This is a genomic window from Kineococcus sp. GCM10028916 (assembly GCF_042674865.1).
In the GTDB taxonomy this organism is placed as follows: domain Bacteria; phylum Actinomycetota; class Actinomycetes; order Actinomycetales; family Kineococcaceae; genus Kineococcus.
This window is the reverse complement of record NZ_JBHTFM010000013.1, coordinates 1-23,282: the sequence shown is the minus strand read 5'-3', so window position 1 is coordinate 23,282 and position 23,282 is coordinate 1. Positions and strand designations below refer to the sequence as shown.

The following is a 23,282-nucleotide window of genomic DNA, read 5'->3' as shown; positions in this document are numbered from 1 at the left end:
GGGTCACGTCCTGATCCGCAACCCGCGGGGGGTCGCGTGGAACCCGGCCGACTCCAGCGCGGCCCCCAGCGGGGAGTCCGCGGCCAGCACTCCGCTGCCGTCGGCCTTCTCCACCGTCAACTTCCCCAGGACCCCCTCGCGCACCGACAACGCCAGCGCGTCCGCCGCGGGCTGCAACGCCTCGAGCTCCTGGGTCCAGGACAGCACCGAGCGACCACCCCGCTCGACGTAGAGGACGAGGTCACCGTCCACGACGACGACCAGCGCACCTGCCTTCCGCCCCGGACGGTGCCCCGTGACGCCCGCGGTGACCTCCGGACGTTCCGGCCACGGCAGCGCCGCCCCGTAGGGGTTCGCCGGGTCCGTCGCCGCCAGCACGACGGCCCCCGGCCCCACGTCCTTGCGCGCGTCGCGACGCTGGGACGGGCTCGACCCCCCGACGGGACGGGCGCTGTCCCGCAACCGGTCCACCGCACCCGTCGTGGCGAACTGGGAGGCACCCAGACCCTCGACGAAGTACCCGCGCCGGGCCCGGCCGGCCTCCTCGAACGCCGCCAGCACCCGGTACACCGCGGAGAAGCCCCCCGGGACCCGTTCGCTCGCGACGGCGCCGCGGGTCAGCACCCCGTGCCGGTCCAGCAGCACCTCGGCGCTGGCGTGCGCGCGGACCGTCGCGTCGGCCTCGATCTCCGGCAGCAGCGACCACCGGCCGGCGGCCGAGGGCGGCCCGCTGCGCGAGGGGAGTTCCACACGGGTCCCGCGCAGCCCCCGTGCGGGGCGGGCGTAGCGGGAGCGGGGCGCGGTCGCCCGGGGCTTGTGGGCCCCCTTCCCCGCGAGCCGGTTCCGCAACGGGGCCAGGGTGTCGTTGGTCAACCGTCCCGCCCACACCAGGTCCCACAGCGCACTCGTCAGACCCGGGTCGTCGGTGGAGCCCACCGCGTCCGAGAGCGCGCGGAAGAAGTACGCGCCACCGCCGGCCAACGCCTCCAGCACCGCGCGGTGCACCTCGGTGTCGACCTCGATCTCGGAGTCCTCCGGGTCCGGCAACGTCAACGGCGCCAGGTCCGCCGGGTGCAGCGACACCCAGCCGTCGTCACCGGGCAGGCTGCCGTGACCGGACCACACCACCTCACCCGCCGCGGTCAGCTCGTCCAGCATCGCCGGCCGGTAGCCCTCGACCCGGGCCGAGAGCACCAGCGGCTCCACGGCGCTCGCGGGCACCACGGCACCGGCGAGCTGCTCCACGGCCCGCAGCACACCGTCGACCCCGCGCAGGCGGGAGCGCAGACCGGTGCTGACGCCCTGCCAGGCCGGGAGGAACCGGGCGAGGTCGCGCGGCGGGACGGGTTCGACGTCGGCCCGCAACGCGGCCAGCGAGCGTCGGCGCAGGATGCGCAGGACGTCGGCGTCGCAGAACTCCAGACCGGTTCCCCCGGGGCGGAGTTCGCCCTCGACGACGCGGCCGCTGGTCTGCAACCGGCGCAACGCGTCGTGCGCCACGGCCCGACCCACGCCGAAGCGCGCGGCCGCGTCGAGCACGGTGAACGGCCCGCGGGTGCGGGCGAACCGCCCGAACAACTCCGCCAACGGGTCGGCGACGGGTTCGGTGAAGGCCTCGGGGATCCCCACCGGCAGCGGGGTGCCCAGCCCGTCGCGCAACCGGCCGGAGTCCTCGATGACGGCCCAGTGCTCCTCGCCGGCGATCCGGACCCGGATCAGCCGGCGGGCGTCCTCGAGGGCGACCAGCCAGCGGGCCACCTCGCCGTCGGGCAGCACCACCGGTTCTTCGGTCCCGGGTTCGGCGCGCCCGCTGCGTTCGACCACCTCGGCCGTCGTCAGCGGACCCAGGACGCGGAGCAGGTCGGCCACGTCCTCGGCGTCGGAACACCGTCGTTCGGGGACGAGGCGTTGCAGTTCGTCCTCGGTGCGCTGCACGGCCTCCGGGTCGAGCAGGTCGCGCAACGCGGCGCCCTCGCCCCGGCCCAGCAGTTCCGCGAGCAGGCTCGGGTCGAGGGCGAGCGCCGCGGCGCGGCGTTCCGCCAGCGGCGAGTCGCCCTCGTAGAGGAACTGCGCGACGTAGCCGAACATCAGGCCGCGGGCGAAGGGCGAGGGCTGGCTCGACTCGACCTCGACGACGCGGACCCTGCGGGCCGCGAGGTCGGTCATGAGGCGTTCCAGGCCCGTGACGTCGAAGACGTCGGACAGGCACTCCCGCACCGTCTCCAGGACGATCGGGAAGCTCGGGAACCGGCTCGCGACCTGCAGCAGCGACGCGGCGCGCTGCCGCTGCTGCCACAGCGGCTGGCGCTTGCCCGGTTGGCGCCGGGGCAGCAGCAGCGCGCGGGCCGCGCACTCCCGGAACCGGGAGGCGAACAACGCCGAGCCACCGATCTCGGCCGTCACGAGTTCCGCGACCTCGTTCGCCTCCAGCGCCACCAGGTCGGCGACGTCGGGAGCCTGACCGTCGGGGAGGTCGAGATCGGGCAGACGCAGCACGATCCCGTCGTCGGCGGGCATGGCCTGCACGTCGACGCCGAACCGCTCGCGCATCCGCGCGCCCAGCGCCAGCGCCCAGGGGGAGTGGACCTGACCGCCGAAGGGGGAGTGGATGCAGATCCGCCAGTCCCCGAGCTCGTCGCGGAAGCGTTCCACCACGATCGTCTGGTCGTCGGGGACGTGGCGGGTCGCCTCGAGCTGCTCGCCCAGGTAGGCGAGCAGGTTGCCGGTGGCCCAGTCGTCGAGGCCGGCGGCCTTCACGCGGTCCTTCGCGGGTTCACCGGCGAACCCGCCGTCCAGCGCGCCGAGTTCGCGGACGAACTCGCCGAGGGCCCGCCCGAGTTCCGCGGGGCGGCCCAGGGCCTCGCCGTGCCAGAACGGGAGCCGGCCCGGCTGTCCGGGGGCGGGGGTGACCAGGACGCGGTCGTGGGTGATGTCCTCGACCCGCCAGGCCGAGGAGCCGAGGGTGATGACGTCGCCGACGCGGGACTCGTAGACCATCTCCTCGTCGAGTTCCCCGACCCGGCGCCCCGGGCCCTCGCCGGTGGCCAGGAACACCGCGAACAACCCGCGGTCGGGGATCGTCCCGCCGCTGGTGACCGCGAGCCGTTGCGCCCCGGGGCGTCCCGTGAGGGTCTCGGTCACGCGGTCCCACACCAGCCGGGGTCGGAGCTCGGCGAACTCGTCGCTGGGGTAGCGGCCGGACAGCATGTCCAGGACGGCGTCCAGCACGGCGCGGGACAACGTCGCGAACGGTGCGGCCCGCTGGGCCAGGGCGAGGAGGTCGGGGACGGTCCACTCGTCCATCGCGACCATCGCGACGATCTGCTGGGCGAGGACGTCGAGCGGGTTGGAGGGGACGTGCAGTTCCTCGATCCGCCCGTCGCGCATCCGTTCGACGACCACGGCGGTCTGCAGCAGGTCCCCGCGGTACTTGGGGAACAGGACCCCGCGCGAGACCGCGCCGACCTGGTGACCGGCGCGGCCCACGCGTTGCAGACCGCTGGCCACGCTGGGCGGGGACTCCACCTGCACGACGAGGTCGACGGCGCCCATGTCGATGCCGAGCTCGAGGCTGGAGGTGGCGACCACGGCGGGGAGGCGGCCCGCCTTGAGGTCCTCCTCGATGAGGGAACGCTGTTCCTTCGACACCGAGCCGTGGTGGGCGCGGGCGAGGATCGCGGGGGCGCCGGCGCTCTGCCCGGCCTGGCCCATGAGTTCGGCCGGGGGGACGCCCACCGGAGTGGCCCCCTCGGCCTCCTCGGGGTTCAGGCGTTCGTCCCAGATCTCGTTGAGGCGGGCGGTGAGGCGCTCGGACAACCGGCGCGAGTTCGCGAACACCAGCGTGGAGCGGTGCCCCGCGACGAGGTCGACGATGCGTTCCTCGACGTGCGGCCAGATGCTGGCCCGGCGGGGGTTCCCCGCGGCCTGGCCGCTGAGGTCGTCCGGGTCCTCCGCACCGCGACCGGAGGCGTCGAGCTGGCTCATGTCCTCGACGGGGACGACGACCTTGAGGTCGAACTCCTTCGTCGAGGGGGGTTGGACGATCGTGACCGGGCGGCCGCCGGAGACCCACTCGGCCACCGCCTGGACCGGGCGGACCGTCGCCGACAACCCGACCCGCTGGGTGGGTTCCCCGCCGGCCGCGGTGACGAGGGCGTCGAGACGTTCCAGCGAGATCGCCAGGTGGGCACCGCGTTTGGATCCCGCCATCGCGTGGACCTCGTCGAGCACGACGGTGCGGACCCCGCGCAGCTGTTCGCGCGCCTTCGAGGTCAGCAGCAGGAACAGCGACTCCGGGGTCGTGATGAGGACGTCCGGGGGCGTGCGGGTGAACCCGCGGCGTTCCTCGGCCGGCGTGTCCCCGGACCGGACCCCGACCCGCACGTCGGGCACGGGCAGGCCGAGGCGTTGGGCGGCCTGCCGGATGCCGGTCAGCGGGGAGCGCAGGTTGCGTTCCACGTCGACGGCCAGTGCCTTCAACGGCGAGATGTAGAGGACGCGGCAGCGGTGGTCCTTGTCCTCCGGGACGGCCTCGGCGGCGAGACCGTCGAGGGCCCAGAGGAAGGCGGACAGCGTCTTGCCCGATCCGGTGGGGGCGACGACGAGGGCGTGCTGCCCGCGGCTCACGGCGTCCCAGGCCCCGAGCTGGGCCGGTGTCGGCGCGGCGAACGCACCGGTGAACCAGGCCCGGGTCGCCTCGGAGAAACGGCCCAGCACCTCGTCGGGGGTGAGGTCGTGGTGCTGCTCCGGGCTCATCTCGTCATTCGACCACCCACCTCCGACACGTGCCCCTCATGGCACCCTGTCGCCCATGCGAGTCAGCGAGTTCTGGATCCTGGTGGAGGACGAGTTCGGGGCCGCCTACGGCCGTTCGCTGGCGGCCGACCACCACCTGCTGGTGCTCGAGGACCGCACCGCGAAGGAGGCGCTGGACGCCGGGGTCGAGCCCAAGGAGATCTGGCTGGCCCTCTGCGACGCCCTCGACGTCCCGCAGGAGCGCCGCCTGGGGCGGGACCGCCGCACCAAGCGCCGCACCTGACTCATTCGCCGACGGAGCCGTCGATCCGCTCGCGCAGGAGGTCGGCGTGGCCGTTGTGGCGGGCGTACTCCTCCAGCACGTGGGTCAGCACCCAGCGCACGGTCTTGTCGGGCCGTCCCGGGTGCTCCCACACGTCCTCGAGCGAGCGTTGCGCGAGGATCCGCCGCGCGTGGTCCTGCTCCTCGAGGAGCCAGGCGAGGTCCGCCTCGGGGTCCGCGGTGCCCACGTCGTCGAAGTCGCCGTCGGGGTTGTCGTCGGAGTACGTCACCGGGGTCACGTCCTCGCCGGCGACCCGGTCGCGCCACCAGGTGCGCTCCACCTCGGCGAGGTGACGGGCCAGCCCGAGCAGCGAGAGCGACGACGGCTCCACGGCGCGGCGGCGCAGCTGCTCCGCGGTGAGGCCCTCCAGCTTCCGGGCGAAGGTGGTGCGGTGGTACTCCAGGAACCCCTCGACGGTGGCGCGCTCGTCGCCGATCTCCGGCGGTTCGACGCGTTCCGGAGCGGGCGGTGCCGTGTACGTCACAGCCACCACAGCCCGGCGCCGACGGCGTTGGTCCGCAGCCGGTAGGCGCTGGTCGAGGCCGCGACGAAGAGGTCGGTGCCGTCGGCCCCGCCGAAGCAGACGTTGGCCACGACCTCGCCGACGACGACCTCCAGCAGCCGGGTGCCGTCGGGGGCGAAGACCGTCACGGCGTCACCGTTGGAGGTCCAGACGTTCCCCGCGGTGTCGACCCGGAACCCGTCGGCCAGACCGCGGTCGACCTCGACGAACACGCGGCCGTTCTTCACCACGGGTCCGCCGGGAACGGCCTGCGGGCCGCGGCCACCCGTGATCCCGGTGAGCACGTCGTAGACCCGGATGAGGCGGTGGTCGCCGTTGCCGGGGGTGGGGGCCGCAGAGGTGTCGGCGACGTAGAGCAGCGACTCGTCGGGGGAGAAGGCGAGCCCGTTGGGTTCCTCGACGTCGGTCACGACGACCCGCAGGTCCCCGGTCGCCGGGTCGAAGCGGAAGACGAAGTTGTCGCCGTACTCCCGGAACCCCTCGTGGCCCTCGACGGCCACGGTGATCCCGTAGGGCGGGTCGGTGAACCAGACCGCCCCGTCGGAGGCGACGACGACGTCGTTGGGGGAGTTGAACCGCTTGTCCCCGAAGCGGTCCACCAGGATCGTGGTGGTGCCGTCGGGCTCGGTGCGTTCCATCGCCCGGCGGCCGTGCGAGCACGCGACGACCCGCCCCTCGCGGTCGAGGGTGCGGCCGTTGGTGAACTCGACGCCCTCCCGGTGGACGGTGAGGCCGCCCCCTCCCGAGGTCTCGGTGCCGGCGCTCTCGTCCCAGCGCATGATCCGGTCACCGGGGATGTCGCTGAAGAGGAGAGCGTTCTCGCCCGGCAGCCAGACGGGGCCCTCGGCCCACGTGCTGCCCGTGCCGAGGCGTTCGAGGGTGGCGCCCGCGGGGACGAGGTCGGCGCCGCGCGGGTCGAGGATCGTGGGAGACGTCTGCGTCACGAGCGGCAGCCTAGTGATCCCGTCTCGCGGAGCCGGACCGGCGTGGGACCCGGCGGACCCGCTCCGGAGACCGCCTGTCGTCCGGTCGTGCTGGGTGGCGGCCTCGGCGGCCAGCAGGGTCTGGCGTCCCAGCGGCTGCAGTTCGAGCGCGGTGCAGTGCAGGCCGCTCGCCACCCGCTCGACCACCCCCCACTCCCAGACGGCCGTGGGGTCCAGGCCGGTCCGGGCCGCGAGGCGCCGGGCCCGTTCGTGCGGATCCCCGTGCAGCAGGTCGACGGGATCGCCCCGCATCACCGTCCCGAGGTCGCACTCGGGTTCGGCCAGCAGGCCGTCGGGGTCGACGAGGGTGAACCGTCGGCCGTCCTGGAGCGCGTTCAGCTGGTGCACGTCGCCGTGGACCAGCACGGCCCGCTCGTCGTCGTGGGCCGCCTCGCGCCGGCGCGCGCAGCGGAGGGCGTGGTCGAGCGCCTGCTCCGAGCAGGGCCGTCCGAGGGCTTCCCACGCCGTGGTGATCGACGTGGTGAGCCGGCGGGCGCGGTCGGCGCCGGTCGGGAGCCCGGACCCCGGCGCCGGACGCCAGACCCGGGCCGCGGTGTCGCAGAGGACGTCGTGGCGGGTCGCGGTGGGCAGACCCAGTGCGTGCAGCGGTGGGCCCAGTCGCGGCAGCAGCAGCGCCCCCGCGGCGGGGTCGTCGCGCAGCAGGGCGACCATCCCCCGGCCCCCGGCCAGGCGGAGCACGCCGATCTCGTGGCGGGCCTCGCTCTCCCCGAGGGGGAGGAGGACCTTGAGCACGACCGGTCGCCCGTCGGTGGTGGTCGCTTCCGCGACGTAGGCCTCGGTGGCCCCGGTGAACGGGCGGCCGACGGTGACGCCCCACTGACGTTCCAGCTGGGCGAGCAGCTCCGGGAGGGCCTCCAGCCAGTCCCCGGCGCCGGCGGCGGAGGCGTGGTTGCGGAGCACCTCCGACACGGCGATCACCCGCGCACCTCCAGGCCTCTGGGCAGACGCACCCCGACACGCCGAGGTCTCGTCGAGTTGGGATCGAACACCTGTACGGATAGCATCGACGTGTCCACAGGGGGCTCGTCAGGCTCCTCCGTCCACAGTCCTCCTCGTCGTTCGGGGGTCGTGTCGGAGGTCTGTCCTAGCGTTCCCCGAGTCAGTTGGAACCCAGACCACAAGGTGGAGACATGCCCGCTCCTGCGGACCGCGAGAAGGCCCTCGATGCCGCCCTCGCCGCGATCGACAAGAACTTCGGCAAGGGCTCGGTCATGCGGCTGGGCGACGACGTCCGGCCCCCGATCGAGGTCATCCCGACCGGCTCCATCGCCCTGGACGTGGCGCTCGGCATCGGCGGTCTGCCCCGCGGGCGCGTCGTCGAGATCTACGGCCCGGAATCGTCGGGCAAGACGACCGTCGCCCTGCACGCCGTCGCCAGCGCCCAGAAGGCCGGCGGCATCGCCGCCTTCATCGACGCCGAGCACGCCCTCGACCCGGACTACGCGGCCAAGCTGGGCGTCGACACCGACGCGCTGCTGGTCTCCCAGCCGGACACCGGTGAGCAGGCGCTGGAGATCGCGGACATGCTGATCCGCTCCGGCGCCCTCGACATCATCGTCATCGACTCCGTCGCGGCCCTCGTGCCGAAGGCCGAGATCGAGGGCGAGATGGGTGACAGCCACGTCGGCCTGCAGGCCCGCCTGATGTCGCAGGCGCTGCGCAAGATCACCGGTGCGCTGAACCACTCCGGCACCACCGCGATCTTCATCAACCAGCTGCGCGAGAAGATCGGCGTCATGTTCGGCTCGCCCGAGACGACGACGGGCGGCAAGGCGCTGAAGTTCTACGCCTCGATCCGCCTCGACGTGCGCCGCATCGAGACGCTGAAGGACGGGACGAACGCCGTCGGCAACCGCACCCGCGTCAAGGTCGTGAAGAACAAGGTCAGCCCGCCGTTCAAGCAGGCCGAGTTCGACATCATCTACGGCCTCGGCATCTCCCGCGAGGGTGGCCTCATCGACCTCGGTGTCGAGCACGGGTTCGTGCGCAAGTCCGGGGCCTGGTACACCTACGAGGGCGACCAGCTCGGCCAGGGCAAGGAGAACGCCCGCGCCTTCCTGCGCGACAACCCCGACCTCGGTGACGAGATCGAGAAGCGCATCAAGGAGAAGCTCGGCATCGGCGCCCGCATGGACGCGCCCGCCGAGGACGCGGCCGCCGTCGAGGAGAAGGTCGACTTCTGAGCCGTCGGTCCCGAGAACAGGTCCCCCCCGGTCCGGACGAGAACCCGGACCGGGAGGCCGACCCGCACGAGGTCGCCCGCACCATCGCCCTGCAGCAACTGACGGGGGCACCGCGCAGCCGGGCCCAGCTCGCCGAGAAGCTCGCGGCGAAGGAGGTCCCGGCCGAGGTCGCGCTCGAGGTGCTCGACCGCTTCGAGGAGGTCGGTCTCGTCGACGACAAGACCTTCGCTGAGGGCTGGGTGCACTCCCGCAGCAGTGGACGGGGCCGTCGAGCCCTGGCCCAGGAACTGCGGATGAAGGGCGTCGACGACGAGACCGCGGCCGGGGCCCTCGAGGCCGTGGACGACGCGTCTCAGGTCGAGGCCGCTCGGGCTCTGGTGCAGCGCAAGGCGGGCGCGATGCGCGGGCTGGAACGGGCAGTCCGGGAACGCCGTCTGTACGGGATGCTGGCGCGGCGGGGTTTCCCCTCGGACGTCGTGGTGCGGGTCGTGCGTGAGGAGATCCAGGGCGAGGCGTAGCCTCCGGCGCGTGACCACCATCGCCATCCTGGAACTGACCATCAAGGCCGAGAACGTCGCCGACGCTCCCGCCATCCTCACCGAGACCCTCGAGGCCACCCGCGCCTTCGAGGGCAACCTCGGTTGCGAGGTCCTCATCGATGACGCCGACGAGACCCACGTCTCCATCGTTGAGCGCTGGGAGTCCGTCGAGAACGACAACGCCTACCGCGCGTTCCGGCAGACCCCTGAGGGTGCGTCCCGGCTCGGGACGATCGTCGCGGACCGCAAGCTCACGCTGTACACCGTGCGCGACGACATCTGACGGCAGACACCACGAAGGCCCGTCCCCGGGTGGGGACGGGCCTTCGTCGTTCCCGGGTCCTCAGAACGCGGCTCCCGTAGCCTGACGTCCCTGGGCGATCTCCACCGTCGCCGCCGTGCGGCGCCCCGTGGACAGCCGTCGTTGCACCCGGCGGGCCAACAGGTCCAGCAGGAGGTTGACGACGACGAACATCAGCCCGACGACGAAGTAGGTCTGGATCGAGTTGTCCAGGACCTGTCGCAGTCGTCCCGCGATCTCCCCGACGTCGCCCAGGGAGACGAGGACCACGCTGCCGAGGGCGGTGTCCTTGAGCACGACGATGAGCTGGCTGATCAGCGCCGGCAGCATGGCCCGGACGCCCTGCGGCAGCTGGATCTGCGTCATGACCTGGCCGCGGGTCAGGCCGATGGCCAGCCCCGCCTCCACCTGACCCCGGGGGAGGGATTGGATCCCGGCCCGGACGATCTCGGAGATGATCACGCAGTTGTACAGCGTGAGCCCGACGACCAGGACCCAGAACGAGCCGGGGTGGACGTTCAGGGTCCGCAGCAGGATGTCGACGTAGAGGATCGTCACCACGACGGGCAACCCGCGCAGCAGTTCGATCACGGCGATCAGCGGGATGCGGGGGCCCCGGGGCAGCAGCAACCGCAGCGCCCCGATCACGAGGCCCAGGACGATGGAGGCGACGACGGCCACGGCCGCGACCCGCAGGGTCACGCCCCAGGCGGGGAGCAGCAGTCGCCAGACCGGGGCGAAGTCCGTGTTCGTGGGGTCGACCAGCGGACCCCACTTCTCCGGGGTGAGCTGCCCCTGCTGCTGCATCCGGACCAGGACCAGCGCGATCGTCGCGAGCAGCAGGACCCCCGCCACGATGCTGCCGATCCGGGTCCGGCGACGCGCGACCGGCCCGGGGGTGTCGAAGAGGACCGCGGTCGGGGCGCTCACCGGGCCACCGCCATGCGTCGCTCGGCGATCGCCAGCAGCAGGGCGGCGGCCAGGGTCAGGACGAGGTAGCCGATGGCCATCCCGGTGATGACGGGCAGCCGGGCCAGACCCTGCGCGCTGGAGAGCCGGGCGTAGACGCTGAACAGGTCGCCGCCGACGCCCATCGCGCCGGCGACGGCGGAGTTCTTGATCATCGCGATGATGACGTTGCCGACCGGGGGGACCACCGCCCGCATCGCCTGCGGGAGGATGATCTGGGTCAGGCTCAGGCCGAACGGGAGTCCGATGGCCCGGGCCGCCTCGGCCTGCCCGGTCGGCACGGTGGAGATCCCCGACCGGACGGCCTCGCAGACGAACGACGCGGTGTAGACGATGAGACCGCAGACCGCGAGCGTGTAGTTCGAGGCGTTGATGCCCAGCGCGGGGACCCCGAACACGAAGAAGAACAGCACGATGACCAGCGGGGTGTTCCGCAGCAGCGTCACGTAGGTGGCGCCGACGCCGCGCAGGACGGGGACCGGGCTCACCCGGAACACGGCCAGCACGGTGCCCAGGACGAGGGCGCCGAGCGCGGCCCACGCGGCCAGGCCCAGGGACCTGAGGAACCCTGCGGCGTACAGATCGAGGTTGTCGATCACGGGGTCCACGGGGACCGCCCTCCGGGAGTGTCGAGGATCAGACGCAGGCGTCGGCGGTGGGCAGGGTCGGCACCTCGGTGCCCTCGTACTTCCCGGCCGTCGCGTTCCAGGCCTTCTCGTAGTCACCGGACTCGGACATCTCGCTCAGCGTCTCGTTGATGAACTCGCAGAACGCGGTGTCGCCCTTGGTGATGCCGATGCCGTAGGGCTCCTCGGTGAACTGCTCCCCGACGAGCTTGAACGCGTCGTCGGACTTGGCCACCAGGCCGGTGAGGATGACGTTGTCCGTCGTGACCGCCGCGACCTGGCCGTTCTTCAGCTGGTCGGCGCAGTCGCTGTAACCGGCGAACTCGACGAGCTGGCTCGGGTCGGCCAGGTACTGACGGATGTTCTCGGCCGGCGTCGAACCGGTGACCGAGCAGATCTTCTGGTCGGGGTTGGCCTTGAGCGACTCCGGACCGGTGATGGTGGAGTTGTCCTTGGCCACCATGATCTGCTGGCCCGCGACGTAGTACGGCCCCGCGAAGGTGATGCGTTCCTTGCGCTTGTCGTTGATCGTGTACGTCGCGACGACCAGGTCGACCTCGCCGTTGGCGATCAGGTCCTCGCGCTGGGCGCTGGGGGAGGGGACCCAGGTGATGGCGTCCGGGGCGATCCCGAGCTTGGCGGCGATGTGCTCGGCCACGTCGACGTCGAAACCCTCGGGGACGTTCTCCAGGTTCGCCAGGCCGAAACCGGGCTGGTCGAACTTCGTCCCGATCTTGATCTTCCCGGCCTCGGAGATCGTGGCCATCTTGGTGCCGGCCTCGAAGCTGGCGCTGGCCTCGGCCGTGGGCTGGTCGGCGGCCCCCTCCTCGGAGAGTTCGCCACCGCCTCCGCAGGCGGTGAGCGCGAGCAGGGTGGTCGCCACGCCGGCGAGGGCTGCGGTGCGGAAGTTCCTCATGGGTGGTGCCTCCTGGTGTGTGGTGCTCATCAGTGGGTGAGGATCTTCGAGAGGAAGTCTTGGGCGCGTTCGTGCTTCGGCGCGGTGAAGAACGTCTCGGGGTCGGTGTCCTCGAGGATCGCGCCGTCGGCCATGAAGACCACGCGGTCCGCGGCCCGACGGGCGAAACCCATCTCGTGGGTCACCACGACCATGGTCATGCCGTCCTTGGCCAGACCGGTCATGACGTCGAGGACCTCGTTGATCATCTCGGGGTCGAGCGCCGAGGTGGGTTCGTCGAAGAGCATGACCTTGGGGTCCATGGCCAGGGCGCGGGCGATCGCCACGCGCTGCTGCTGGCCACCGGACAGCTGGGCCGGGTACTTCGGGCCCTGGCTGGCCAGGCCAACCCGCTCGAGGAGTTCGTCGGCGCGCTTGCCCGCCTCGGCGGCGGACTTCCCCCGCACCTTCACCGGTCCGAGGGTCACGTTCTCCTTCACCGTCTTGTGGGCGAAGAGGTTGAAGGACTGGAAGACCATCCCGACGTCCGCGCGCAGCCGGGCGAGGTCCTTCCCCTCGGCCGGGATGTCCTTGCCGTCGATGGTGATGCGGCCGGAGTCGACGGTCTCGAGCCGGTTGATCGTGCGGCACAGCGTCGACTTGCCGGACCCGGAGGGTCCGATGACCACGACGACCTCGCCCTCGGCGACCGTCAGGTCGATGCTCTTCAGCACGTGCAGGGCGCCGAAGTGCTTCTGCACCCCCTCGAGGACGACGAGAGGGCGGCGTCCGGACGGGCGCGGTGACGGTTGAGGGGCCTGCGCGTGGTCACTCATGCCGCTGGACCGTACAGGAGGCGCGCAGTCTGCCCACAGATCCCGCACCGCGGCGGCGACATCGTGATCCGAAAGTGACCCCGGTCGACGCGCCACGCGTCACCTGGACGGAGACCTAGACTGAGGCGTGATGAGCACGACGACGGAAACCCAGCCCAGCCCCGCCCGCACGTACCAGGTGCGCACGTTCGGCTGTCAGATGAACGTCCACGACTCGGAGCGGTTGTCGGGGCTGCTGGAGGACGCCGGCTACGTGCGCTTCGACGAGGCCGGCGCTGCACCGGTCGAGCCCGACGTCGTCGTCTTCAACACCTGCGCGGTGCGCGAGAACGCGGACAACAAGCTCTACGGCAACCTCGGCCACCTCGCCCCGGTGAAGGAACGTCGCCCGGGGATGCAGATCGCGGTCGGCGGCTGCCTGGCGCAGAAGGACCGCGGCGAGATCGTCCGCAAGGCGCCCTGGGTCGACGTCGTCTTCGGCACCCACAACGTCGGCGCGCTGCCGGTGCTGCTGGAGCGGGCCCGCCACAACGCCGAGGCCCAGGTCGAGATCCTGGAGTCCCTCGACGTCTTCCCCTCCACGCTGCCCACCCGGCGCGAGTCGCCCTACGCGGCCTGGGTCAGCATCTCGGTGGGCTGCAACAACACCTGCACCTTCTGCATCGTCCCGGCCCTGCGCGGCAAGGAGAAGGACCGCCGCCCCGGCGACGTCCTCGCCGAGATCGAGGCCCTCGTCGGTGAAGGCGTCCTCGAGGTCACCCTCCTGGGTCAGAACGTGAACACCTACGGCGTCGAGTTCGGCGACAAGCTCGCCTTCGGCAAGCTGCTGCGCGCCACGGGCGGGATCGAGGGCCTGGAGCGGGTCCGGTTCACCAGCCCGCACCCCTCGAGCTTCACCGACGACGTGATCGACGCGATGGCGGAGACGCCGAACGTCATGCCGAGCCTGCACATGCCGCTGCAGTCCGGTTCCGACCGCGTGCTCAAGGCGATGCGCCGGTCCTACCGCCAGTCCCGCTTCCTCGGGATCATCGACGGGGTCCGGGCCAAGATCCCCGACGCCGCGATCACCACCGACATCATCGTCGGGTTCCCGGGGGAGACGGAGGAGGACTTCGAGCAGACGCTGCACGTCGTCGAGCAGGCCCGCTTCTCCAGCGCCTTCACCTTCCAGTACTCGCCGCGACCGGGGACCCCGGCCGCGACGATGGGTGACCAGATCCCCAAGAAGGTCGTGCAGGAACGTTACGAACGCCTCACCGCGCTGCAGGACCGGATCACCTACGAGGACAACCAGGCCCAGGCGGGACGCACCCTCGAGGTCCTCGTCGCCGAGGGTGAGGGTCGCAAGGACGCTGCGACGCAACGGCTCTCGGGTCGCGCCCCGGACAACCGCCTCGTGCACTTCGCGCTGCCGGAGGGGACGCAGGCACCACGACCGGGCGACGTCGCGACGGTCACCGTCACGCGCGGTGCCCCGCACTACCTCGAGGCCGACGAGCTGCGTGGTTTCGCCGTCCGCCGCACCCGGGCGGGGGACGCGTGGGAGTCCCGCCAGGCCCGGCCGGAACCCGAGGAGACGGGTCCGCGGCCGGTCAGCCTGGGGCTTCCCAGCCTGCGGGTGCACTGAGCTACTTCGCCGGCGGGGCCGAGGGTTCCGGTTCGGGCAGCGGCATCGGTGCCGGGTCCGGGATCGGTTCCCCCGGCGCGCCCGGCTGCGGGACCGGGCTCGGCGGGGTCGGCGTGGGCAGCGGCGGGGTGGGGATGGTCATCGCACGGGCCCGGTCATCGGGGTCCCGACCGAGCTCGTCCCCCCGCTCATCGGGGTGCCGCCGCCCGGCAGCGACGACGGCGGCGCCTGGTCGGCGGCCCGGTCGACCCCCTTGCGCGCGAGGTCGCTGACCTTGCCGACCTTGTCGGCGTACTTGCCGTCGGTCCGGGCGTTCACGAACTCACCGGCCTTGCCGATGGCCCCCTCGGCCTTGCCCGAGTGCTCGGCCGCGAACCCGCCGGCCTTGTGGAGCGCCTGTTCGGCGACGTCCTTGGCCTGCTCGGTGGCCTCGGTGATCTTGCCCTTGAGGAAGTCCATGGTTCCCATCCACCCACCCTCTGACACCATGACCGCGTGGGCCAGTCGAACGTTCCCCTGATCGCGATCACCGGTCCCACCGCCTCGGGCAAGTCCGACGTCGGGGTCGCGCTGGCCCAGCTCCTCGAGGGCGGCGGGGAGGGCGGCGGGGAGGTCGTCAACGCCGACGCCATGCAGCTCTACCGCGGGATGGACATCGGTACCGCGAAGCTCACCGGGGCCGAGATGCAGGGTGTGCGCCACCACCTGCTCGACGTCCTCGACGTCACCCAGACCGCTGAGGTCGCGACGTACCAGGGGCAGGCGCGGGACACCTTCGCGCAGGTCCGCGACCGCGGTCACGTCCCCGTGCTCGTCGGCGGCTCCGGCCTCTACGTCCGGGCCGCCCTGGACGACCTGCGCTTCCCCGGCACCGACCCTGTCGTCCGCGCCCGCTGGGAGGCCGAGCTCGAGGCCCTCGGCCCGCACACCCTGCACGCCCACCTCGCCGACCGCGACCCCGACGCCGCGGCGAAGATCCTGCCCGGCAACGGCCGACGGATCGTGCGGGCACTGGAGGTCGGCGAGATCACCGGCCGGCCCTTCGCCGCGTCCCTGCCCGAGCAGACCTACCTCGAACCCGCCCTCCAGATCGGCCTCGCCGTCCCGCGGGAGCAGCTCGACGCCCGCATCGACGCCCGCGTCGAGCGGATGTGGGCCGCCGGACTCGTCGAGGAGGTCCGCGCGCTGGAGGGGCGGGGGTTGCGGGAGGGACTGACCGCCGGCCGGGCGCTGGGCTACGCGCAGGTCCTCGACGCCTTCGACGGGAAGACCACCGAGGACGAGGCCCGCGAGCTCACGGCACGACTCACCCGCCGCTTCGCCCGCAAGCAGGAGTCCTGGTTCCGTCGCGACCCCCGGGTGCACTGGCTGGAGGCCCCCGACGGGGCCGACCCGGGCGACCTCGCCCGCCGGGTGCTGCAGCTGCTCCCCGTAGCATCGCCCGCGTGAGCGAACCGCGAGAGGGACTGGCCTTCACCAAGGGCCACGGCACCGAGAACGACTTCGTCCTGGTCGCCGACCCCGACGGTTCGTGGGACCCGAGCCCCGCCCTCGTCGCCGCGATCTGCGACCGCCGCGCCGGGATCGGTGCCGACGGCCTGATCCGGGCCGTCCGCGACCCCTCCGGGGCGGCCGCGTGGTTCATGGACTACCGCAACAGCGACGGCTCGATCGCGGAGATGTGCGGCAACGGGATCCGCGTCTTCGCGGAGTTCCTGCTGCAGAACGGTCTGCTGCCGGCCGACGCGGGCGACGGACGCTGGTTCGACGTCGCGACCCGGGCGGGGGTGAAGCGGCTGCGCCGTGAGCTCGACGGCCAGTGGACCGCCGACATGGGCGCCTGGAAGCTGACCGGTGGCGAACGGGCGCTGAACCGCGGTGCCGACGCCCTCGTCCACATCGCCGGCCTCGACGGGGTCGCCCGTCCCGCGCTCTCCGTGGACCTCGGCAACCCGCACACCGTCGTCGCGCTCGCCGAGCAGGACGAGCTCGCCGCCGCCGACCTCACCTCGGCCCCCGTGGTGGAGCCCGTCCCGGCGCAGGGCACCAACGTCGAACTCGTGGTCCCGCTCACCGCGTTCGACATCACCGGCGACGACGTGCCCGACATCGCCGAGATCACCATGCGCGTGCACGAACGCGGCTCGGGGGAGACCCGCTCCTGCGGCACTGGCGCCTGCGCGGCGGCGCTCGCCGTCCGGGCCTGGGCCGGCGAGGGGGCGCCCGCGGTGTGGCGCGTCGACGTCCCGGGCGGAACGCTCGTCGTCACCGTCGGCGCCGACTCCACCCTCACCGGCGGCACGGTCTGGCTGTCCGGACCGGCCGAGCTCGTCGCGACCGGCGTGCTCTCCCTCAGCCTGACGGCCTGACGGACAGGACGCGGAACCCCTTCGACGTCGTCGTGCGGGTCGTGCTCGTCCCGGGCAGCACCCCGGACTCCAGCCACGCGTGCAGCGAGTCCGAGCCGAGGTTCTTCTGCACCACCAGGTGCGCGACACCACCGGGGGCCAGGCGCGGCAACCAGCGCAGCAGCAGCTCGTGCAGCGCCTCCTTGCCGACGCGGATCGGCGGGTTCGACCAGATCTCGGTGAACCGCAGGTCCGGGTCGACGTCGTCGGGCAGGCTCGCCCGCACCGTCACCCCGAGGTGCGACGCGTTGAGCCGCACCAGGTCCAGGGCCCGCTCGTTGACGTCCACGGCGTGCACCACCTGGTGGGGGCGCTGCAGGGCCAGCGACAGCGCGATCGGGCCCCACCCGCAGCCGAGGTCGAGGACGTCCCCGGGGGCGTCGTCGTCCTCGATCAGCGGCAGCAGGACGGACGTGCCCTGATCGACGTGGTCCGCGCTGAACACCCCGCGCGCCGTGGTGACGCTCAGCTCGCGCCCGGCCAGCCACACGTCGAGCTCACGCCGTTCGTCGGCGGTCGCGGGCTGGGCGGAGAAGTAGTGCTCGGGGGACACGCCCGAGAGGGTACGGGCTGAAATACCCTCGCCGCTCGCACCGTTGAATGTCACGCTGGGTGCGTCACCCGACGTGGCGCACCACGACGCAACGACCGAGGAGGTCCATGAACAACCGTCCCGCTTCCGCGACACCGGAGTCCGCGGAACCCGAAGACACCACCAGCGAACGCGACCGCGAGTTCGACCGGGCCATCGCCCGGATCCTGCGGGGACACGACGGCCCTGGCGGTGACAACGGGGACGCGCCGGCGGAGGAGACGGACGAGCACTCCAGCTTCGACGGCGAGCAGCTCGACCTCGCCGACCGCCGGGCCCTGCGCCGGGCCGCGGGTCTCTCCACCGAACTCACCGACGTCACCGAGGTCGAGTACCGGCAGCTGCGCCTGGAACGGGTCGTCCTCGCGGGCGTCTGGTCCAGCGCGGACTCCAACCGGGCCGAGGCCGAGGTCTCGCTGCAGGAACTCTCCGCCCTCGCCGCCACCGCCGGGTCCGACGTCCTCGCGGGCGTCATGCAGCGCCGGGCCACCCCCGACGTCGCGACCTACCTCGGCTCCGGCAAGGCCGCGGCGCTCGCCGACCTCGTCGCCGCGGAGGGGGCCGACACCGTCATCTGCGACGGTGAGCTGTCCGCCTCGCAGCGTCGTGGTCTCGAGGACATCGTCAAGGTGAAGGTCGTCGACCGGACGGCCGTCATCCTCGACATCTTCGCCCAGCACGCCAAGAGCCGGGAGGGCAAGGCGCAGGTCGAGCTCGCCCAGCTCGAGTACCTGCTCCCGCGCCTGCGCGGTTGGGGTGAGTCGATGTCGCGCCAGGCCGGTGGTCGGGTCGCCGGTGGTGCGGGGATCGGTTCCCGTGGTCCCGGTGAGACGAAGATCGAGCTGGACCGTCGCCGCATCCGCAACCGGATGGCCAAGCTGCGCCGCGAGATCAAGGGCATGGGGACGGCGCGCGACGAGAAGCGCTCGCTGCGCCACGCCCGTGCGGTGCCGTCGGTGTCCATCGCCGGCTACACCAACGCGGGGAAGTCCTCGCTGCTGAACCGGCTCACGGGAGCGGGTGTCCTCGTCGAGAACGCCCTGTTCGCGACGCTGGACCCCACGGTCCGGCGGGCCCAGACGCCCGAGGGGCGGCCGTACACGCTGGCCGACACCGTCGGGTTCGTCCGTTCGCTGCCGCACCAGCTCGTCGAGGCCTTCCGCTCGACGCTGGAGGAGGTGGCGGAGTCCGACCTCGTGCTGCACGTCGTCGACGGGTCGCACCCGGACCCGGAGGGCCAGCTCGCCGCCGTGCGCAGCGTCCTGGCGGACGTGAACGCGCAGGACGTCCCGGAGCTCGTCGCGATCAACAAGGCCGACGTGGCCGACCCCGAGGTCCTGCAGCGCCTGCTGCGCAAGGAGAAGAACTCCATCGCGGTCTCGGCGCGCACCGGGGAGGGGATCGAGGAGCTCCTCGCCCGCGTCTCCTCGATGCTGCCGGTGCCCGACGTGGAGATGAACGTGGTCGTGCCCTACGACCGCGGTGAGCTGGTCAACCGGGTCCACACCACCGGCCAGGTGCTCTCCGAGGAGCACACCGCCGAGGGGACCCGGTTGCTGGCCCGGGTGCGGCCGCGACTCGCGGCCGAGCTCGAGCAGTACAAGCTGTCCCGCACCGCCTAGCCGCGGTGTGACACCGCACCGTCCACAGCGCGTCGCCACCGCGACGCGCTGTGGACGGTGACCCTCACCCGGTCCGGCTCGGGGGAGGATGGTCCCGTGAGCGCTTCGACCGACACCCCCACCGAGACCGGCGCCGAGACCACCACCGACGCCACCACCGAGGTCGAGGGTCCCGAAGCCGCCCACCTGCTCGACGTCGTCGTCGACGCCCTCGGCGGTCAGCGCCGCGAGGGGCAGGCGCGGATGGCCCAGGCGGTCACCGACGCGATCCGCACCCGGCGCCACCTGCTCGTCCAGGCCGGCACCGGTACCGGCAAGTCGATGGCCTACCTCGTGCCCGCCGTCGCGCACGCCGTGCACGCCGACCGCCGCGTGGTCATCACGACGGCCACGCTCGCCCTGCAGGCCCAGGTCGTGGAACGCGACCTGCCGCGCCTGGCCGCGGCGATCGCCCCGCAACTGCACCGCGAACCCACCTGGGAGCTCCTCAAGGGGCGGTCCAACTACCTCTGCCGCAACAAGATCGACGGCGGCTTCCCCACCGACGAGGGCGCGCTCTTCGACATCGCCGCGCCCACCACCGACTCCTCCGCCGGAGCTGACGGCCGGCTGGGCCGCGAGGTCGTCCGGTTGCGCGAGTGGGCGGAGACCACCACGAGCGGCGACCGCGACGAGCTCGACCCCGGGGTCAGCGACCGGGCCTGGAAGCAGGTCTCGGTCTCCGCCCGCGAGTGCCTGGGGTCCCAGCGCTGCCCCGTTGCGGCCGAGTGCTTCTCCGAACGGGTCCGGGCCCGCGCGCGCACCGTCGACGTCGTCGTCACCAACCACGCCATGACGGCCATCGACGCCCTCGAGAGCGGGGGCCAGCTGCTGCCCGAGCACGACGTCCTCGTCGTCGACGAGGCCCACGAGCTGGCCGACCGGGTGACGGCGGTCGCGACGGCGGAACTGTCCGCCTCGGTGCTGCACGCGGCCTCGCGTCGGCTGCGCCGGTCCGCCGGGATCGTCTCGGAACACCTCGACGACGCGGCGATCGCCCTCGAGGCCGCCCTCGAGGACGCGCCCCCCGGGCGCCTGGACCGCTGGCCGGACCAGCTCGCCGACGCCGTCGTCGCGGTCCGGGACGCGGCCCGGACCGCGCTGAGCGACCTCAAGGACGCCTCCGAGGGGCAGGGCAAGGAGGAGGACGCCGAGTCCCGCGGGGCGCGTCACCTGGCCCGGGCGGCGGTCCAGGACGTGTTCTCCGTCGCCGAGCGCCTCGCGGAGGACGTCGGCCGGGGCGCCCAGGACAGCTACGACGTCGCCTGGGTGACCGCGGGTTTCGGCCCGGCCTCCCGTGCGCCGTCCCTGCACATCGCGCCCCTGTCGGTGGCGGGTCTGCTGCGGGAGAAGCTGTTCGCCGAACGCACCGTCGTCGCGACCTCGGCGACGTTGACCCTCGGTGGCTCCTTCGACCCCGTCGCGGGTGCCTTCGGCCTCAAGGGGGAGAAGGGCTCGAAGACGCCGTGGACGGGGGTCGACGTGGGCAGCCCCTTCGACTACCCGAAGCAGGGGATCCTCTACGTCGCCCGGCACCTGCCGCCGCCGGGCCGGGCGGGTTCCACCGACGCCGTCTACGACGAGCTCGCCGCGCTGGTCGAGGCGGCCGGGGGACGGACCCTCGGGCTGTTCTCCAGCCGCAAGGGAGCCGAGGAGGCCGCCGAGGCGCTGCGCAAGCGACTGGGGACCCCGATCCTCTGCCAGGGCGACGACCGGTTGCCCAAGCTCGTCCGGGACTTCACCGACGATCCCGCGACCTCGCTGTTCGGGACGATGTCGTTGTGGCAGGGCGTCGACGTGCCGGGACCCAGCTGTTCCCTCGTCGTCATCGACCGCATCCCCTTCCCCCGACCCGACGACCCGCTGATGTCGGCCCGCGCGCGGGCCGTCGACGCGGCCGGCGGCAACGGGTTCGTGTCCGTCTCGGCGGCCCACGCCGCGGTGCGCCTCGCCCAGGGGGCGGGGCGGTTGATCCGGGCCACCGGTGACCGCGGTGTCGTCGCGGTGCTCGACTCGCGGCTCGCGACGGCCCGCTACGGCGGGTTCCTGCGCGACAGCCTGCCCGACTTCTGGTCCACCACCTCGACCCCCACCGTGCTGGAGGCGTTGCGGCGTCTGGGTAGCGGTGGCTGACGCCGTGCGTCCGGGGTGGCATGCTCGTGAGGTGGCCACCGTCGGCTTCCTGCACACCGCGCACGCCCACGTGCGCGCCTTCCGCGATCTCCTGAACGAGCGGGACGACACCGTCGCCGACCGTCACCTCGTCGACACGGGCCTGCTCACCACGGCGCGGGACCGCGGGATCGACAGCGTCCGTCCGGCCTTGGCCGACCGGCTGCGCCGACTGGTGGGGGAGGGCGCGGACGTCGTCGTCTGCACCTGCTCGACCGTCGGCCCCACGGCCAAGGCCGTCGGTGCCGAGATGGGTCTGCGCGTCGTCCGGGTCGACCGCCCGATGGCCGAGGCCGCCGTCCTGGCCGGGCGGCGGATCGCGGTCGTGAGCTCGCTGGACGAGGCCGCGGCGACCGTGTTGCCGCTGCTGCGCGAGTGCGCGGAGACCACCGGTCGGGCCGTGCAGCTGATCGAGGTCCGCTGCCCGGACACCTTCTCGTCCTTCGAGTCCGGCGACGTCCTGACCTACACGACCGGGGTCGCGGAGGCCGTCCGGACCCAGGTGCGGGCGCTCGACCCGCCCGTGGACGTCGTCGTCCTGGCCCAGGCGAGCATGGTCGACGCGGCGCCGTTGCTGCGCGACCTGCACGTGCCGGTCCTCACCTCGCCCCGGTTGGCGATCGAGGCGGCCGTCGAACTGGTGACCTCGCTCAGAGGCTTCGCAGCACGGCCGTGACCTTGCCGAGGATCGTCGCCTCGTCGCCGTCGATCGGGGCGAAGAGGGGGTTGCGGGGCATCAGCTGGACGTGACCGTCCTTGCGCTGCAGCACCTTCACCGTTGCCTCGCCGTCGATCATGGCGGCCACGACGTCGCCGTTCTCGGCCGTCGGCTGCTGGCGCACGACCACCCAGTCGCCGTCGCAGATGGCGGCGTCGATCATCGACTCCCCGACCACCTTGAGCATGAAGTGCTCACCGGCGCCGACGAGCTGCGCGGGGAGCGCGAAGACGTCCTCCACCAGTTCCTCGGCGAGGATCGGGCCACCGGCGGCGATCCGGCCGACGACCGGGACGTAGCGCGGACGCGGGCGGCCGTCGGCCGCGGTGGCCTCGAACCCGTCGATGGTGCCGCGGGCCGACGCCGGCGAGACGACCTCGAGGGTCCGCGGACGGCGCGGGTCCTTGCGCAGGTAGCCCAGCTTCTCGAGGGTCTTCACCTGGTGCGCGACGCTGCTGGGGCTGGTGAGGCCGACGGCCTGACCGATCTCTCGCATGCTCGGCGGGTAACCCCGCTGCTCGACGCACTCCTGGATGGCGGCGAGCACCCGACGCTGGCGGTGGGTGAGTCCGTCGCGGCCGTAGGGACCGTCGGGGAAGTGGTGGACCGAGGCCATCGGCGCCACCTGTCCGGTGTCGCCGGATCCGTCCAGCACGTCGGCCACGTCACTCTCCCTGTCGTTCCGCGTGAGTCGTACGACCGGGCCCCGTCCTGGGGTCCGATCCACGTCACGGTAGTCACCCGGGGGGCGAGGATCAAACACGTGTTCGAACCGGCGTGTCGAGGGCACCACCGGACGACGCCGCCCCGCGGGGTGCGGGACGGCGCCGGTGGGTCCGGAGGGGGGGTGGATCAGGCGAGGGTGAAGTGGCTGACGAGCTCGCTGAGTTCGTTGGCGGTGCGCGAGACCTCTCCGGCGGTGGTGGCCGTGTGGGTCGCCCCCGCCGTGGTCTGATCCGCCGCAGCGGCGATGCCGGAGATGTTCAACGCGATCTCCTGACTCCCCGAAGACACCTCGGTGACGTTGCGCACCATCTCCGACGTCGTCGCCGACTGCTCCTCCACCGCCGCGGCGATCGTGGCCTGCAACCCGTCGATGCGGGCGATGACCTCGGTGATCTCCGCGATCGCCGAAGCCGCCTCCGCCG

Annotated in this window: 20 protein-coding genes and 1 pseudogene; 10 read left to right on the top strand and 11 right to left on the bottom strand. The window is 72.6% G+C overall.

Annotation, left to right across the window (positions count from 1 at the left end):
• Positions 1–3: 3 nt before the first annotated feature.
• Positions 4–4,755, bottom strand: a complete 4,752-nt coding sequence (locus tag ACFQ46_RS11530; protein ID WP_380259632.1) for an ATP-dependent helicase — start codon at positions 4,753–4,755, stop codon at positions 4–6.
• Positions 4,756–4,810: 55 nt separating this feature from the next.
• Here ACFQ46_RS11530 and ACFQ46_RS11525 point away from each other — a divergent pair, with 55 nt between their 5' ends.
• The gene (locus ACFQ46_RS11525) at positions 4,811–5,038 is read left to right on the top strand and encodes a DUF3046 domain-containing protein (protein WP_380259631.1); all 228 of its coding nucleotides are present in this window, start codon (positions 4,811–4,813) and stop codon (positions 5,036–5,038) included.
• A gap of 1 nt (position 5,039) precedes the next feature.
• Here ACFQ46_RS11525 and ACFQ46_RS11520 read toward each other — a convergent pair whose 3' ends face one another.
• Both ACFQ46_RS11520 and ACFQ46_RS11515 read right to left on the bottom strand, forming a co-directional pair.
• On the bottom strand, positions 5,040–5,561 hold the full coding sequence (locus ACFQ46_RS11520) for a DinB family protein (RefSeq protein WP_380259630.1): 522 nt from the start codon (positions 5,559–5,561) through the stop codon (positions 5,040–5,042).
• A complete protein-coding gene (locus ACFQ46_RS11515) occupies positions 5,558–6,544 on the bottom strand; it encodes an SMP-30/gluconolactonase/LRE family protein (protein WP_380259828.1) in 987 nt (328 codons plus the stop codon). Before ACFQ46_RS11515 ends, ACFQ46_RS11520 begins: the two co-directional genes overlap by 4 nt.
• Positions 6,545–7,734: 1,190 nt before the next feature.
• Here ACFQ46_RS11515 and recA point away from each other — a divergent pair.
• Genes recA through ACFQ46_RS11500 form a run of 3 tightly spaced genes read left to right on the top strand, consistent with a single transcriptional unit; the run spans position 7,735 to position 9,609 of the window.
• Positions 7,735–8,787, top strand: coding sequence for a recombinase RecA (gene recA / locus ACFQ46_RS11510; protein ID WP_380259629.1), 1,053 nt, complete (start codon positions 7,735–7,737; stop codon positions 8,785–8,787).
• Positions 8,784–9,305: a regulatory protein RecX gene (locus tag ACFQ46_RS11505; protein WP_380259827.1), complete on the top strand. Its 522-nt coding sequence runs from the start codon at positions 8,784–8,786 to the stop codon at positions 9,303–9,305. The genes recA and ACFQ46_RS11505 overlap by 4 nt, the downstream gene beginning before the upstream one ends.
• A 10-nt stretch (positions 9,306–9,315) precedes the next feature.
• Positions 9,316–9,609, top strand: coding sequence for an antibiotic biosynthesis monooxygenase family protein (locus ACFQ46_RS11500; protein WP_328291980.1), 294 nt, complete (start codon positions 9,316–9,318; stop codon positions 9,607–9,609).
• Between the two features lie 60 nt (positions 9,610–9,669).
• Here the strand turns inward: ACFQ46_RS11500 and ACFQ46_RS11495 are convergent, their stop codons facing one another.
• From ACFQ46_RS11495 to ACFQ46_RS11480, 4 genes are read right to left on the bottom strand one after another with little or no spacing between them, the layout of a single operon-like run.
• Complete coding sequence (locus ACFQ46_RS11495; RefSeq protein ID WP_380259628.1) at positions 9,670–10,557, bottom strand: amino acid ABC transporter permease; 888 nt, start codon at positions 10,555–10,557, stop codon at positions 9,670–9,672.
• Positions 10,554–11,204: an amino acid ABC transporter permease gene (locus tag ACFQ46_RS11490; RefSeq protein ID WP_380259627.1), complete on the bottom strand. Its 651-nt coding sequence runs from the start codon at positions 11,202–11,204 to the stop codon at positions 10,554–10,556. The genes ACFQ46_RS11495 and ACFQ46_RS11490 overlap by 4 nt, the downstream gene beginning before the upstream one ends.
• 28 nt (positions 11,205–11,232) lie before the next feature.
• Positions 11,233–12,138: a glutamate ABC transporter substrate-binding protein gene (locus tag ACFQ46_RS11485; protein WP_380259626.1), complete on the bottom strand. Its 906-nt coding sequence runs from the start codon at positions 12,136–12,138 to the stop codon at positions 11,233–11,235.
• 29 nt (positions 12,139–12,167) lie between these two features.
• Positions 12,168–12,953: an amino acid ABC transporter ATP-binding protein gene (locus tag ACFQ46_RS11480; protein WP_380259625.1), complete on the bottom strand. Its 786-nt coding sequence runs from the start codon at positions 12,951–12,953 to the stop codon at positions 12,168–12,170.
• A gap of 130 nt (positions 12,954–13,083) precedes the next feature.
• Between ACFQ46_RS11480 and miaB the strand changes: the two genes are divergently transcribed.
• Positions 13,084–14,583 carry a tRNA (N6-isopentenyl adenosine(37)-C2)-methylthiotransferase MiaB gene (miaB, locus tag ACFQ46_RS11475; protein ID WP_380259624.1) on the top strand — a complete coding sequence of 500 codons (1,500 nt, stop codon included), beginning with the start codon at positions 13,084–13,086 and terminating at the stop codon, positions 14,581–14,583.
• Between the two features lie 138 nt (positions 14,584–14,721).
• Here miaB and ACFQ46_RS11470 read toward each other — a convergent pair whose 3' ends face one another.
• Positions 14,722–15,051 carry an antitoxin gene (locus tag ACFQ46_RS11470; RefSeq protein ID WP_380259623.1) on the bottom strand — a complete coding sequence of 110 codons (330 nt, stop codon included), beginning with the start codon at positions 15,049–15,051 and terminating at the stop codon, positions 14,722–14,724.
• A 27-nt stretch (positions 15,052–15,078) separates the two neighbouring features.
• Between ACFQ46_RS11470 and miaA the strand changes: the two genes are divergently transcribed.
• Entirely contained in the window at positions 15,079–16,032 is a 954-nt protein-coding gene (gene miaA / locus ACFQ46_RS11465; protein WP_380259622.1) for a tRNA (adenosine(37)-N6)-dimethylallyltransferase MiaA, read from the top strand.
• Positions 16,029–16,952 carry a diaminopimelate epimerase gene (gene dapF / locus ACFQ46_RS11460; protein ID WP_380259621.1) on the top strand — a complete coding sequence of 308 codons (924 nt, stop codon included), beginning with the start codon at positions 16,029–16,031 and terminating at the stop codon, positions 16,950–16,952. Before miaA ends, dapF begins: the two co-directional genes overlap by 4 nt.
• Here dapF and ACFQ46_RS11455 read toward each other — a convergent pair.
• Positions 16,936–17,544 carry a class I SAM-dependent methyltransferase gene (locus ACFQ46_RS11455; RefSeq protein ID WP_380259620.1) on the bottom strand — a complete coding sequence of 203 codons (609 nt, stop codon included), beginning with the start codon at positions 17,542–17,544 and terminating at the stop codon, positions 16,936–16,938. The genes dapF and ACFQ46_RS11455 overlap by 17 nt on opposite strands.
• 107 nt (positions 17,545–17,651) lie before the next feature.
• Between ACFQ46_RS11455 and hflX the strand changes: the two genes are divergently transcribed.
• The 3 genes from hflX to ACFQ46_RS11440 all read left to right on the top strand — a co-directional run bounded on the left by hflX (position 17,652) and on the right by ACFQ46_RS11440 (position 22,092).
• On the top strand, positions 17,652–19,205 hold the full coding sequence (hflX, locus tag ACFQ46_RS11450) for a GTPase HflX (RefSeq protein WP_380259619.1): 1,554 nt from the start codon (positions 17,652–17,654) through the stop codon (positions 19,203–19,205).
• 96 nt (positions 19,206–19,301) lie between these two features.
• Positions 19,302–21,377: an ATP-dependent DNA helicase gene (locus ACFQ46_RS11445; RefSeq protein WP_380259618.1), complete on the top strand. Its 2,076-nt coding sequence runs from the start codon at positions 19,302–19,304 to the stop codon at positions 21,375–21,377.
• A 31-nt stretch (positions 21,378–21,408) separates the two neighbouring features.
• Positions 21,409–22,092 (top strand): aspartate/glutamate racemase family protein, encoded by a 684-nt coding sequence (locus ACFQ46_RS11440; protein WP_380259617.1) that lies wholly within the window; start codon positions 21,409–21,411, stop codon positions 22,090–22,092.
• Here the strand turns inward: ACFQ46_RS11440 and lexA are convergent.
• Complete coding sequence (lexA, locus tag ACFQ46_RS11435; protein WP_380259826.1) at positions 22,067–22,750, bottom strand: transcriptional repressor LexA; 684 nt, start codon at positions 22,748–22,750, stop codon at positions 22,067–22,069. The genes ACFQ46_RS11440 and lexA overlap by 26 nt on opposite strands.
• Before the next feature lie 236 nt (positions 22,751–22,986).
• Positions 22,987–23,282: pseudogene (locus ACFQ46_RS11430) on the bottom strand (methyl-accepting chemotaxis protein); the annotation flags it as partial.